This window comes from Streptomyces bluensis, from assembly GCF_014650715.1.
Taxonomy (GTDB): Bacteria; Actinomycetota; Actinomycetes; order Streptomycetales; family Streptomycetaceae; genus Streptomyces; species Streptomyces bluensis.
In genome coordinates, this window is record NZ_BMVM01000019.1 from 63,978 (window position 1) to 76,212 (window position 12,235).

The following is a 12,235-nucleotide window of genomic DNA, read 5'->3' on the forward strand; positions in this document are numbered from 1 at the left end:
CGCGCTCACCGAGCCGGCATCATCGATGGCGGACGGAGCAGTCCCTCGCCTGCGCCGTCGGCCAACGTCAGCTGAAGCGCCGGAGCCGTCGACCTCCGGGTGGCCGCCACAGCCGAACTGCAAGGGCTGGCCCTCCTGCATCGTGACCGGGACTTCGCGGAGAACGTGCAGGGAACACCCCGAATCACCGCGTCGGCACAACGAGACCAGACCTTCTCGGCCAACACTCGCGGATGTACTGGGTCAGCTTCGCTGGAAGAACTCCACCTCCGCCAGGGCCAGGTGACGGCCCGGGGTCAGGCCGACGGCCGAGCGCAGGACCAGGCGTACCGTCTTCGCGTCGCTGATCCCGGTGGGGATCGTCTGTGGGCCCGGTTTGTCGCTGAGGGTGAGTTCCTTGTCGTGCCGCCGGCCGTCCTGCGTCGTCACCTCCAGGTCCAGCTGGAGCGCGCGGGCCTGGCGGGCGTAGTCCTCCGGAGAGGCGGAGGCGCCGTTGGTGATGATCAGGTCGACCAGCCGGAACGGCTTGCGGAAGGTGTAGGTCACCGAAGCGCCCGGCGCGGGCGCGCCCCAGTAGCGGTTGTTCAGCCCGTCCGTCGTGTTCGTCGCCGGGTGTCGGGGTACCTCGGCGCTCGCCTCGATGTCGACCGGGGTCACCGGTTTGGCCTTGCTCAGCTTGTCCCGGGTGTCCTCGACCAGGGCACGTCCGGCCGGCAGCAACAGGAGGCCACCCGCGCACAGAGCCACCACCACGGCCAGGATCACCAGGAGCCGCACCGCCCGGCCCGAGCCCGCCCGTACCCGGCGGCGCAGCGGCCACACCGTCCGCCACCACGGCAGCTGGGCGGGCTTCGCGGCGGGGTTCAGCGCGGTCGCGCAGCGTCGGCAGAACCGGCGGTCCGGCAGGTTGAGCGCGCCGCAGGCGGGGCAGGGCACCCCCGCCCCTTCGTCCGGCACCGCCGCGGGGCGTACGACGGGGCGCTGGGCCATCGGCTTCGCGGGGCGTACGGGCAGCACAGGGTCCGGCGTCGGCGCCTCGGGGGTGGGGACGGCCGGGGCCGGAGCACGCGGGGTGGTGGAGGCCGACGGTGCGGCCGGTGTCCCCGGTGGGCGTGCCGCCGTTCCGGCTGCGGCGGGTCCGGAGTCGGAAGGTCCTGGTGTCGTGGTGGGGGGAACCGCTCCGGGGTGGGGGGTTTCGCCGGCGCTGGTGGTCGAGCGGTGCGCGGGAGCGGAAGGCCCGGTGCGGACATCGTCGGGTCCGGTCCGGGGCGGAGGGCTCGTGGTCTCCTCCTGGCCGGGGGTGGCGCCGGGACCCCTGTCGTGTCCGGGGCCCTCGTCGCCGCCGGAGCGTGAGCCCGCGGCGTTCGTCACACCCGCCCCCCTCGCCTCACTGCGGTTCCGGCCCGTCAGCCGGGTGCGCAGCGACGAGGTGCGGGGAGGCGTGGCGGAGGCGGGCTCGTCCGCCGGGGGAGGTGCCTGTGCCGGAGTGGGGCCCGGCGGGGTGGGATCCGGTGCGGCCGGGGGCTCCGTGGGCGTGCCGGGGGCCGGTGTGGTGTCCGACCAGCCCAGGTACGCGCCACAGTTGCCGCAGAAGTCGTCCGTGGGGCCGTTGGACGCCCCGCACGAGGGGCACGCGCGCATGACGTCACCTCCCTTCGTCGGCGGGCGGGCCGGGCAGGACCTCCACCCGGCAGACGGTGTGCACCGGGCACATGGCCCGGACGATCTCGCGGACCTTGTCCGGGTCCACCCGTGTCCCGCGGCCCGGCCACACCCGGACCAGGGGCCCGGCGGGGGGCTCCGGCGGCAGGTCGGCACCGGAGATGTTCGACCACGCCGCGCCGCCGTCCTCGGTCACCTCGGCGTGCACTCCGAGCGCGAGCCGCAGGCCCTCGACCAGGCCACGCCTGGTACCGCGCCAACGGTGCAACTCCACCGCGCGGACGACCGCCTCGCGGCGCAGTTCCTCGGGCCACTGCCGGTCGTCGGCTGCACCCACCCAGGACGCCAGCCAGGCCAGGAAGTCGGTCGGGGCCACCCTGGGGTCGAGGTAGGCGGGCAGGTTGTCCAGGGTCGCGAACACCGGGGCGAGAACGGTGTCGAGGCCGGCGGTGAACCGCTGCGCGAAGTCGTCGGCGGCGTACAGGGCGGGCAGTTGCCCGCCGATCGGGTACCTGCTCGGCAGACCGGGTACGGCGGCGCGGCTCATCCTCGTACCTCCGGCTCCACGGCCGTGACGACCACCTGGTGCTGGTAGGAGAAGACCAGGGCGCCCGGGGCCACGTCGATGCGGTCCGTCGGCGCTCCGCGCCGACCGGTGATCGGGTCGGCGGGGAAGAGGCGGATCTCCTCCACCAGGGCGTTGCCGGTGGCGCGTTGCAGGACGCCGAAGACATCGCCGTACTGCACCGGCCGCCCGAACGGCCACCCGGTGCCGTCCGGACCGCCGACCAGCGGGTTGAGGTGCCGGAACAGCGCGGCGAGCGCCGCGTCGCGCACCCGGTCGGAGTCGCCCGGCGCCGTCGCGAGCCGGGCCACCACGGTGACGCCTTGGTAGACCGGCGGCTCCACCACCAGGCGGGTGCCGATCAGGCGCCGCTCGTCGAGGCCGGCGGTGATCGCTTCGAGGACCTGGTCGGAGGGGATCAGCTGCTCGAAGCGGAGCCGGTCGTCGCCCTCGTCGGCCACCGCGTCCGGCACCACCAGGACCCGTACCGCGCCCGCGCCACGCCCACCGTCCGCGGCCGGCAGACAGCGGACCCGGCGCACCGAGGGCGCCGCCTGGCGACTGATGATCTCGTAGTCCTCGGCGGTCACCGCGCGCTCCTGCATCCGCAGCGCCTGAGGTGCCCGCAGCTTGGCGTTCTCGACGGTCTCACCGGCGACGCCGCCGCGCGCCGCCTCCCGGTTGGTGACCCGGGCGACGTACGGAACGGAGCTGCGCAGCACGGAGATCGCCCCGCGGGCGACGTTGCCGGCCGGGCCGCCGCCGGTGCGGTAGCGGGCCACCCGCACCTGGGCGCCCTTGGGCGGCACGGCGCCGCACTGCCGCAGCGTGCCGTCCGGCTCGCGCAGCGCCGGGGGGAAGGTGAACTCGCCGGTGGTGGCGTCCACCCGGACGTGCCGGTCGGCGGGGCCGGAGCGGCCGAAGTGCTCGACCACGTCCCAGCGTTGCCATCCGTCGGCCGAGGACACCTCCACGGCCGGGGGTTCGGCGTCGAGGAGGACGGGCGGGCGGCCGAGCCGGAACGTCTGCCCCGCGACGCCCTCCGAGGTGCCGAGCGGTACGTCCGTCACCGTCTCGGCGTGTTCGACGGACATGGTGCCGCCCACGGTGAACACCGCCGCCTCGCGTACCGTCGGGGACTCCGAGTAGAACGGCTGGCCCGGTTCCGCCTCGGTGACGCGGCAGCGCAGCCAGCCGGCCCGCGTCCCGCCGATCACCGACGCCGTGTGCCCGGCCGGTACGTACACGATGACCTCGCCGGGCCGGTTCAGCCCGCCGGTGGAGTCCGTGCCGGTCTCGCACACCCGCCAGCCGCCGCCGTCCCACGCCTCCCATACGAGCGGGGGCTGGCGCGGGTCCACGCCCACGCCCTCCACACGGCTGTCCAGGCGCACCGCGACGATGCAGTGGGGCACGGCTGTCGGCAGGCCGAACAGCAGCGCGTCGCCCGGTTCCGGAGCGGCCTGGAAGCAGGGGATGTCGCGGCCTTCGGCGAGCGTCCCGGTCCGGTCGGTCTGTTCACCGGACCGGTACGCGGTCACCAGGCGCGTCAACTCGCTGGGCAGGATGTTGAGTTGCCCCGTGGTCGTGAACACCACGGCCTCGTCGTTCTCGCCGCCCGCGGTGGTCACCTCGGTGCCCGCGGGCAACGCCACCGTGTCGGGCTGAGGCGCCGACAGCCAGAAGTCGACCTCGGCCACGGCGGCAGCCGGCGGGAACAGGCGGATGCCCAGCAGGTCGAGGAAGGCGGTGTAGTTCTTGTCCGGGACGCGGTTCAGCCGGTAAAGCAGCTGGTCCACGAGGTAGGCGAACGTCTCGATCAGAGTGACGCCCGGGTCGGAGACGTTGTGGTCGGTCCACTCCGGGGCGCGCTGCTGCACGTACCGCTTCGCCTCGTCGACGAGTTGCTGGAACCGCCGGTCGTCCAGGTTCGGGGAGGGCAGGGCCATCAGTCCGCGACCACATCCTCGGCCCCCTCCTCGGAGGGGATCGTGTAGAAGGGAAAGACCAGGTTGCGCCGGTCGTTGGTGGAGCGCACGGTGTAGTGCACGTCGATGTAGAGGGTGCCGTCCTCCACGGTGTCGAAGGCGACCACCACGTCGTCCACCGCGACGCGCGGCTCCCACCGTTCGAGGGCCTCGCGTACCTGCTGCGCGATGCGTCCGGCGGTGGCGCCGTCGCCGGGGGCGAAGACGTAGTCGTGGATGCCGCAGCCGAACTCGGGGCGCATCGGGCGTTCGCCGGGCGCGGTGCCGAGCACGAGGCGGATGGCCTCCTCGATCTCCCGCTCCCGTTCGACCATGGCGATCCCGCCGGTCGGCCCGACCCGCAGCGGGAACGCCCAGCCGCGCCCGATGAACCGCTCGCTCATCACACGCCCCCGATCAGGACGTTGGGGGCGCCGGTGAGGATCATCGCGCCGCACGCGGTCCGGTCGCGCGCCCGCGCGGCCGGCACCCCGCCGATCAGGACCGTGGCCGCGGCCGGGCTGGGCAGGATCACGTTGGCGGGGCCCGTGGCCGCGTGCGGTGGCATCGGGCAGGTGTGCAGGCTGCCCACGACGGCGGCGGGGCGGCCGCCGATCAGGACGGTCGCCACCCGCACGGCGGCGCCGGGCGGCGGGGTGGCGATCACCCCGCCGTGGTCGGTGGGGTCACCGGTACGGGCTGCGGCCGGCATACGTTGCTCCTCAGGAGAGTCGGGGTCAGTTGATCCGGATGAGCTTGGCTTTCAGGACACCCAGGAGGCCGCCGTCGACGGTGACGTCCGAGCTGCCGTTGACGCTCACCGAACGGCCGCCGATCTTCACCCCGACCCTGCCTTGGATGTCCACGTTCCGGCCCGACACGCTCACGTTGCCCCGTCCCGCGTCCAGGGTGATGCCCGTCCTGTCGAGCAGGACGGAGGTGAGCGGTTGCCGGCCCCTGGCGTACACCGTCAGCTCGATCCGGTCCCGCCGGTCGTCCAGGAACACTTCGAGGCGCTCGTCACCGGTCATCAGCCGCACCCCGGAGCGACCCGGCGCCCTCGCGTCCAGCAGTTCCACCCGGTGCCCCGAACGCGACACTACGGAGCGGCGGTTGACCTTCCCGGTGGTCCCGTCGATCAGCGGGACGTCGTGGGGCGAGGGCTTGTCGACGCCGTTGTAGAGCCCTCCGATGACGTACGGGCTGTCCAGCAGGCCCTGTTCGAAGCCCACCAGGACCTCGTCGTTGACCTCGGGGCTCACCACGCCTCCGCCGCCCCTGCCGCCCCACTGCACGGTGCGCACCCAGTCGGTGGTGTACGTGTCGTCCAGCCAGGGGAACTTCAGCTTCACGGCACCGCTCTCGGCGCCGCCCGGCTCGCGTACGTCCGTCACCACGCCGATCGCCAGCCCCGGCATGCGCGGGCCGCGGCTGGGCGCGTCGGCGCCGGTCACCAGGCCGGTCAGGGAGCGGTCCGGGGTGGCGCTCACCCACACCGTCGTCCGGTATCCGCCGTGCGGCTCCAGGACGTGCTGCACCGCCGTCGCCGTGTACTTGCCCGAGAACGCCGGCCCGACGTTGCCGAGCGCCACCGGTTTGCCCGCCCGCAGCCGGGGGTTGCCCTCGGCCACCGCCTCCAACTCCCCGAAACCGGCGCTCACCTGCGCGGCCGTCGCGTCCGCGACCGCCGTCGTCTCCGCCTGGGTGCGGTACGGGGTGTCCGTGACGGTCAGCTTCGCCGGCTTCCCGAACCGGGCGGCGAACGCCGGGCTCAGACCCGGCACCACCGTGTCACTGGTCACCGACGGCTGCCGGGCCACCAGCGGCCGCTTCGTGGTGACGTCCCAGCCGCGCACCTCCACCTGCGAGGCGCCGTCCGCGGCCGACAGCGAGGCCCGCAGCGCCAGCAGGTTGCGCCCGTACTCCAGCACCATCGGGTTCCGGGTGGCCGAGGTCGACGGCGCGGGCGCCCCGGACGCCTTCTGCGGCTTGGTGAACTGGAGCAGCCCCTTGTCGTCGACGCGCACCTGCGCGCCGCTCTCGGCCGCCAGGTACTGCAGGAAGTCCCAGTCGGACACGTTCGCCTGCGAGAGCTGCTTGTACGTGACCGGGGCGGCCTCCACGGTCCCGCAGGCCAGCCCTGCCCCGGCGGCCACCTTGCGGACGATCGCCGCCGCCGTCATGTTCCGGTACGCCACCACCTTCCGGCCGCGCTGGAGGCGGTGTGCCGTGGAGTAGGCGCGCACCACCGTGAACGAGCCCGTGCGGTCCCGGTCCACCTCCAGGGCGGTCACCTCGCCGTTGAACAGCCGCTCGCGGGCCTGCCCGGCCACGGTCACCACGGACACCCGGAGCGGGGTGCCGATGGTGATGCCGGTCGCCCTCAGGAACTCGTGGTCGGGGTCGCGGAAGGTGAGCACCGCCGCGTCCGGCAGACCCACGTTCTCGTCCACCACGCAGCTCACCAGCTGGGCGGCCCAGACGGGCGGAAGTTCGCCAGGTGTCTCCACGACGGGATCCGCCGCGAACGACCGGCCGCCCCGCTCTCCGGGTGTGGTCATCGCTCCTCCTCACCGCCCGCGTCCCGGAGCCCCGGCACCACCAGTTCGGTGCCGGGTACGAGCGCCATCGGGTCGTCGATTCCGTTCGCCGCCGCGATGACCCGCCAGGCTGTCGCGTCGCCGTACTCCCGCCAGGCCAGCAGGGCCAGGCTGTCGCCCGCCACCACGGTGTGCGTACTGCGGGCGGTGCGCGCCCCGGACGTCGGGTTCTGGCCGGGCGGGTCGACGCTCGCCTCCTCGACCGACAGCGAGCACGTGGCCCGCAGCGGCTTGCCGTCCACGTCGAACAGGGTGTACGTCACCGACAGGCTGGAGACCACGCCGTCGAACGAGGTCGTCCGCGCGGTGCCCCACTCGAACCGCACCCAGGGGCTCGCCGGCTTCTTGCGGCCCAGGCTGGCCGGGGTCGGCACACACGCCTTCATCAGCTTTTCCACCGCCTGCTCCACGGAGTTGTCGTGGGTGGCGGTGGCGTCCAGGAACACCTCCAGGCTCAGCTCGCGCGGGCCACTGCCGACGAACTCGGGCAGCGCCGACTGCCCCGCCATCCGGGACGGGGAGCGCCGCCACTCGGTGGTCTTGCGCAGCTCCAGGGTGGAGGGGTTGAACTGCAGGTCGAGCCGCGCGATCGTCCCGCCGGGCTTCGCGCCGACCGACGCGGGGGGCTCCTTCAGGGTCAGCTGGGCCCTGGCCCGGCTGGAGCGGAACGCTGGGGACATACCGGGACCTCCTTTCCGGGGCCTCTGGGGGGCTCAGGGGTCTTCTGGGGGCTTCTGGGGCGGATACGTGGCTCTGGAGCGGCGTATGAGGGCGGGTCAGGACGGGCGCAGGCCCTCGTGGGCGATCTCCAGGGTCTCCACCGCCGGCTCCGAGCTGGCGGGGTCGAACGACGGCCCCTGCCAGCGCACCGGGACGATCCCGAACACCTGCCAGCTGATGATCCGGCTCAGGTCCGGTTTCAGTGCCACGATCTCGCCGTCCTTGGGCTCCACCCGCTTCAGCGTCTCGTCGAGCCAGCGGCCGATCTTCGCCGTGTCGGCGGTCACCGGACGGGTGAGCGTGATGTTCGACCAGGTCACGCGTCCGGGCAGCTGCCAGGTGAAGCCGTTGTTGCCGCCCTCGGCGTAGCTCTCCATCTCGACCTCGGCGCCCATGCCGGAGCAGGTGTGGAAGGCGCCCAGGTCGTTGCCGCCGATCGCGAGCCGGAAGAACACGCTCGTCGCGAAGATGCTGTCCGTCATTCGTCCGTCATCCGTTCCGTGACCTCATCCCGTTCCGTGACCTCATCCCGTACTGGGGCCTCATCCGTTCCGTGGCCTCAGCGGCGCCCGTCGTGGGGGCGGCCCGCACGTTCCCGGCCGCGCCGCAGTTCGGCGCGCAGCAGCCGGGCCACCGGGTCGAGCAGGCGGCGCGCCAGGTCGTCCAGGTCGAGACCGGGGTCCGGCGGCGGCTCGGCACTGCGGGCCGCCGCGGCCTTGTCGGAGGCGGACGACGTGGCGGACGCCGGCCGCGGGCGGCCGCGCTCCGGTACCGCCTTGGCGGGCACGCCGCCCGGCGCGGCACTCCTCCGCTGGACCACGGGGACGGCCGGTGCCGGTGCGGGCGCCGGCGTGGCCGACGGGCGGTCGGTGAGCGGCGGCGCCTGCGGGGCGGTCACCGGCAGGGGGCTCGTCGGTACGGCAGCGGACGGAGCGGGCGCCCCGGACCCGGGAGCCTGAGAGTGGGGCGGCGCGGGCCGGATGACCGGGACGCGCTGAACGGGCGCCGCGGAGCCGGTGGTTCGTACGCCCGGGGCCTCCCGTCCGTGACGGACGGCCGCGGTCCGCTGGATCCGCGGCGTCGCCGGGGCGACCGCGGACCGGGCCGGCGCCGGACGCGCGGGGTCACGGGCGGGTGGCACGGGGTTGCCCTGAGCGGCGGCCGCTGTGCCGGGCCAGCGCGCCGCCACCACGGGACGGCCGCCGGGGCGGGCGGCGGCGGGCCGTGCCGCCCCTTCCGGGGGCCGGGTGTTCAGGGAGAGCGGGCGCGCGGCGAGCAGAGAGAGGGTGCGGGGTGCCGCCGGGGCGGAGTGCGCCGCGGAGCGGCTCACGGTGAAAGGGTGCGGCTCGGCCGGGCCGAAGGGCCGGGCGCCCGGAACACCTGACGTGCCTTCGGCCACGGTCCGGGCGACGACGACCGGTCCCGGGGCGGCGGGGCCCCGGTGCCGCTGCCCGCCGGAGCCGGGCCCGCCGCCGGGCGTCGTGCCGGGCCCTCGTGCGTCTCCCGCGGCGCCGGCCGTGCCCGCCTCACCCACGGCGGTCACCAACGGTGTGGCGGGGCCGTTTCCGTGGTGCGCGGGGCCGGGCTCCGAGGTGCTCCGGCCGGCGGAGTCGGCTGCGAGGCGGCGCTGCACGTCGCTCGCCCCCAGCAGCGGTGCGTCCGCCCCCTGTCCTCCCGTCGGGCGGGACGCGGTCCCGGTGGGCGTCCGTTCGCGATCCGTCGTGGGCCGCGCCGGAGCGTCCGCGGGGCCACGGTCCTGTCGTACCGGGGCACCTCGGCCGTCCGGGGCGGGCTCGGTGGGGGAGGTGCGGGCGCCCGACCGGGTGGCACGCGCCAGGTCGGCGCTCGGCGGCAGCGCGGGCAGCGGCGCGCCCAGGCCGCCGCGCACGCGTGTCCCGGTGGGGACGGAGGGCCGGTGCGGGGTGTCGGCCGGTGCGGCGCCGCTGTCCGGAGTGCCGTGGGCCGTTGCCCTCGCCCCGCCGTCGTGTGGGGCCGGGGTACCGGCCGTGCCTTCCGCGCGGCGCTGGACGACGGGAAGCGCCGGACCGGACGCGGCGCCGGCGCCGGACGCGGAAGGCGGGACGGCGGCACCCTCCGCCAACGCTGCTGCCGTGGAGGGCAGTTCACTCAGCGGGGCGCCGAGAGGCGCGCGGGTGGCCGCGCCTTGTGCGGGGGTGGCCGAGCGCGCCCTCGTCCCGGACGGTGCGGTCGTGGTGGAGGGGCGGCCGGACCCCTCGGTGTCGTTGCCGAAGGCGGGGGTGGTGGCGGGCCGCAGCGCGGGGACGCGGCGCACGGGTCCGGCCGGGCGCCGGGCGACGGTCAGGGAGGGCCCCGCCGGTCGGAGCCGGATCGCCGGGTGGGACGCGTCGGCGCCGGAGGCGCGGGGTGCCTGCGGCTGCCCGCCTCCCCGGGTGGGCCGTGGCCCGGTCGTCCCCGTCGCGGTGCGCCGGCCGTCCGGGCCGGAAGGCGTACGCGCCCCGGTACCGGCCGGAGACCCGGATACGCGCCCGGAGTCCGGCTTGGGCGGGCCGGACCGCGCCTGTGGGGCGGGGCCTTCGGGATCGGGCCGGGTCGCGGCTCGGTCGACGGCCCGGCCCGGGACCACCGACACACGCCGTACCAGCGGGATCTCCGGCACGACCGGACGGCGGCCGGTGTCGGCGGGAGTCACGACCGGGCCGATGCCGGGCTCCGCTGCCCGTTGGACGGAGGGAGGTGACGAGGAGGCCGACGCGGACAGCACGGCGGGGGAATCCGCGGACGTGATGCCACGGCTCCGCTGAGCGTCGCCCGAACGTCCCTCCCCCGCAGCGCTGTTGCCGCCGGGACTCGCCACCACGGGCTCCGGCCCGGAGCCCGCGTCCGCGGTTCCGGCCCGGCGGGAGCCGCTGAGGGAAGGCCGTGGGTCCGAGGGCACGGGACCGGACGAGACCCCGTCGGACAGCACCGAACCGGATGACGCGGTGCCGGACGACTCGGTGCCGGACCGCGCCCCCGGCCGCGTCCGGTGCGCGACCTGCGGCACCCCGGTGGATGACGGGCGGGCCGTGCCGCCCGAGGTTCCGCCCCTCGCGGTCCCGGCATCCGGCACACCGGCATCCGACGCACCGTCATGCGGCCCGGCCGGCCCCTCCGGCCGTAGCGCCCGGAGCAGCAGCGGCCCCCCGCCGGTGCGGGTGGCCTGCGGGGCGGCCGGGCGCGCGACGCCACGCACCAGGCCGGTCGGGGCCGTGGGCAGCAGAGCGTGGCCGAGGCCGGCGTCGAACGACGGGTTCTGCCAGGCGGCGAGGCCCGCCCGGAAGGCGAGGCCGTCGCTGACGCCGAGCGGGGCACGGGAGACGGTGAGCTCCGGCGCCGTGGTGCGGCGCCAGCCGCCGTCCCAGTCCCCGGGCACGGAGGGTCCCGGGCCACCGGTCCCGGCAGCGCCCGCACGGCCGGGCACGTCGGAGCCCGAACCACGGGCCACGCCCCGCTCCGAGTCCCCGCCGGACGGACCGCCCGCTGCGGCGCCGTGGCGCTCCGTACGCCGCGAAGGGGCCGCGGCGAACGCCCCGGCGGCCCGGCGGCGCAGCCTGTCCCGCCATGCCATGTGCTCAACCGCCTTCGTTCACGCGGGTGTTGATGCGGGCGATCTCGGCCACCCACTGCCGGCGTTCGCCGTGGGTCAGGTCGAGGATCTCCTCGCGTGGCCAGTGGAAGTGATAGGCGATGTACGCGATCTCCTCCCGGAGCCGGGGAAGGGCGTACGTCACGATTCCCCCAGGCGCCCACCCGAGAGGTCGACCTCGAAGCCGCCCTCGCAGTGCGGGCAGGTCACCGCCGCCCGGGTGTGGCCCTCGCTGTTGACACGGCGGTAGAAATCCTGGAGGAAGGCGACGTCGGTGGCGTACATCCGTTCCACGATCCCGGCGTGCACATCGGTGAGGGAGCCGATCCGGGTGATCACCTGGCTCAGCAGCACCACGCTCAGGTACGCCGGGTTCTCCTTGACCCGCAGGTCGATCTGGGGCCGCAGCTCGTCGCGGGCCGTGGCCAGGCGCATCGCGCCGTGGCGGTGCACCGTGCCCGCCTCGTCGACGTATCCGCGCGGCAGCTCGAACTCGAACTCGGTGCGCAGCCCCTGGTCCTCCCGTGGCGGCGGGGCGGCGGGGGGTGCCGCCGCCTGCTCGGTCTCCGGGGCGGGCGCCGTCACCTGGAGGATCTCGTCCAGGTTGCCCGCCGTCACCGTACGGCGCCTCATTCGACGACGATCTCCTCGAACACGATCGTGACGGACTCCGTCGCCGCGGACGACTCGCCCGCCTTCAGGGACGGGCCCTCCCACTTGGAGGCCCATCCCTGCATCAGCTGGATGCGGCGGACCGTGTTGCCCTCGGTGTCCTTGATCTCGATGGTGAGGTTCTGGCGCGCGGAGTTCACGGCGCCGTTGTTCAGGGTCTCCTTGATCCAGTTGGTGAACTCGCTGCTCTGGTCGAGTCCCCGGGTGATCGTGATCTCGCCTGCCTGGCGGCCGCCCGGCTGCTTGCGGATGATCTGCTTGCCCTCCGCGCTGACCTGCTTGACCTCGACGACGTCCTCCTCGACGGTCAGTCCGCTGATCTCCTGGATCGACTCGACCAGGTAGCCGCCGAGTTGCACGCCGAAGACATGGGTGGAAAGAGCATCGCCCGTTGCCATGACTGTCTGTCACCTTCCGTTGCCGACCCGCGGGTCACTCGTCT

12 protein-coding genes and 1 pseudogene are annotated in these 12,235 nt (G+C 74.9%); 1 reads left to right on the top strand and 12 read right to left on the bottom strand.

Annotated elements, in window-relative coordinates; translation table 11 throughout:
* Nucleotides 1-75 precede the first annotated feature (75 nt).
* Nucleotides 76-156 (top strand): annotated as a pseudogene (locus IE262_RS39870) (PIN domain nuclease); the annotation flags it as partial.
* Nucleotides 157-243: 87 nt separating this feature from the next.
* On the opposite strand, the gene IE262_RS32925 reads toward IE262_RS39870, so the two are convergent.
* From IE262_RS32925 to IE262_RS32980, 12 genes are all read right to left on the bottom strand, one after another.
* Nucleotides 244-1,641, bottom strand: a complete 1,398-nt coding sequence (locus IE262_RS32925) for an NADase-type glycan-binding domain-containing protein (RefSeq protein ID WP_189878872.1) — start codon at nucleotides 1,639-1,641, stop codon at nucleotides 244-246.
* Between the two features lie 4 nt (nucleotides 1,642-1,645).
* Entirely contained in the window at nucleotides 1,646-2,209 is a 564-nt protein-coding gene (locus IE262_RS32930) for a phage tail protein (protein ID WP_189878874.1), read from the bottom strand.
* Nucleotides 2,206-4,176, bottom strand: a complete 1,971-nt coding sequence (locus tag IE262_RS32935) for a putative baseplate assembly protein (protein ID WP_189878876.1) — start codon at nucleotides 4,174-4,176, stop codon at nucleotides 2,206-2,208. The genes IE262_RS32930 and IE262_RS32935 overlap by 4 nt, the downstream gene beginning before the upstream one ends.
* On the bottom strand, nucleotides 4,176-4,598 hold the full coding sequence (locus IE262_RS32940) for a GPW/gp25 family protein (RefSeq protein ID WP_134034321.1): 423 nt from the start codon (nucleotides 4,596-4,598) through the stop codon (nucleotides 4,176-4,178). Before IE262_RS32940 ends, IE262_RS32935 begins: the two co-directional genes overlap by 1 nt.
* A complete protein-coding gene (locus tag IE262_RS32945) occupies nucleotides 4,598-4,906 on the bottom strand; it encodes a PAAR domain-containing protein (protein WP_134034318.1) in 309 nt (102 codons plus the stop codon). Before IE262_RS32945 ends, IE262_RS32940 begins: the two co-directional genes overlap by 1 nt.
* Before the next feature lie 25 nt (nucleotides 4,907-4,931).
* Nucleotides 4,932-6,755, bottom strand: coding sequence for a VgrG-related protein (locus tag IE262_RS32950; RefSeq protein WP_189878878.1), 1,824 nt, complete (start codon nucleotides 6,753-6,755; stop codon nucleotides 4,932-4,934).
* The gene (locus IE262_RS32955; protein ID WP_134034312.1) at nucleotides 6,752-7,474 is read right to left on the bottom strand and encodes a CIS tube protein; all 723 of its coding nucleotides are present in this window, start codon (nucleotides 7,472-7,474) and stop codon (nucleotides 6,752-6,754) included. Before IE262_RS32955 ends, IE262_RS32950 begins: the two co-directional genes overlap by 4 nt.
* A 96-nt stretch (nucleotides 7,475-7,570) precedes the next feature.
* Nucleotides 7,571-7,996: a phage tail protein gene (locus IE262_RS32960; protein ID WP_134034309.1), complete on the bottom strand. Its 426-nt coding sequence runs from the start codon at nucleotides 7,994-7,996 to the stop codon at nucleotides 7,571-7,573.
* Between the two features lie 77 nt (nucleotides 7,997-8,073).
* Nucleotides 8,074-11,103 (bottom strand): hypothetical protein, encoded by a 3,030-nt coding sequence (locus IE262_RS32965; RefSeq protein ID WP_189878881.1) that lies wholly within the window; start codon nucleotides 11,101-11,103, stop codon nucleotides 8,074-8,076.
* Nucleotides 11,104-11,107: 4 nt separating this feature from the next.
* Nucleotides 11,108-11,266, bottom strand: a complete 159-nt coding sequence (locus tag IE262_RS32970; protein ID WP_166681600.1) for a DUF6760 family protein — start codon at nucleotides 11,264-11,266, stop codon at nucleotides 11,108-11,110.
* Nucleotides 11,263-11,754 carry a zinc-ribbon domain-containing protein gene (locus IE262_RS32975; RefSeq protein WP_134034302.1) on the bottom strand — a complete coding sequence of 164 codons (492 nt, stop codon included), beginning with the start codon at nucleotides 11,752-11,754 and terminating at the stop codon, nucleotides 11,263-11,265. The genes IE262_RS32970 and IE262_RS32975 overlap by 4 nt, the downstream gene beginning before the upstream one ends.
* Nucleotides 11,751-12,191 (bottom strand): phage tail protein, encoded by a 441-nt coding sequence (locus IE262_RS32980; protein ID WP_134034299.1) that lies wholly within the window; start codon nucleotides 12,189-12,191, stop codon nucleotides 11,751-11,753. The genes IE262_RS32975 and IE262_RS32980 overlap by 4 nt, the downstream gene beginning before the upstream one ends.
* Nucleotides 12,192-12,235: the final 44 nt, after the last annotated feature.

What these genes read in the sequence shown, in the direction of transcription:
- IE262_RS32925 (WP_189878872.1), bottom strand. Translation starts at nt 1,641, where the DNA reads ATGCGCGCGTGCCCCTCGTGCGGGGCGTCCAACGGCCCCACGGACGAC.
- IE262_RS32965 (WP_189878881.1), bottom strand. Translation starts at nt 11,103, where the DNA reads ATGGCATGGCGGGACAGGCTGCGCCGCCGGGCCGCCGGGGCGTTCGCC.
- IE262_RS32935 (WP_189878876.1), bottom strand. Translation starts at nt 4,176, where the DNA reads ATGGCCCTGCCCTCCCCGAACCTGGACGACCGGCGGTTCCAGCAACTC.
- IE262_RS32975 (WP_134034302.1), bottom strand. Translation starts at nt 11,754, where the DNA reads ATGAGGCGCCGTACGGTGACGGCGGGCAACCTGGACGAGATCCTCCAG.
- IE262_RS32980 (WP_134034299.1), bottom strand. Translation starts at nt 12,191, where the DNA reads ATGGCAACGGGCGATGCTCTTTCCACCCATGTCTTCGGCGTGCAACTC.
- IE262_RS32945 (WP_134034318.1), bottom strand. Translation starts at nt 4,906, where the DNA reads ATGCCGGCCGCAGCCCGTACCGGTGACCCCACCGACCACGGCGGGGTG.
- IE262_RS32930 (WP_189878874.1), bottom strand. Translation starts at nt 2,209, where the DNA reads ATGAGCCGCGCCGCCGTACCCGGTCTGCCGAGCAGGTACCCGATCGGC.
- IE262_RS32955 (WP_134034312.1), bottom strand. Translation starts at nt 7,474, where the DNA reads ATGTCCCCAGCGTTCCGCTCCAGCCGGGCCAGGGCCCAGCTGACCCTG.
- IE262_RS32940 (WP_134034321.1), bottom strand. Translation starts at nt 4,598, where the DNA reads ATGAGCGAGCGGTTCATCGGGCGCGGCTGGGCGTTCCCGCTGCGGGTC.
- IE262_RS32960 (WP_134034309.1), bottom strand. Translation starts at nt 7,996, where the DNA reads ATGACGGACAGCATCTTCGCGACGAGCGTGTTCTTCCGGCTCGCGATC.
- IE262_RS32950 (WP_189878878.1), bottom strand. Translation starts at nt 6,755, where the DNA reads ATGACCACACCCGGAGAGCGGGGCGGCCGGTCGTTCGCGGCGGATCCC.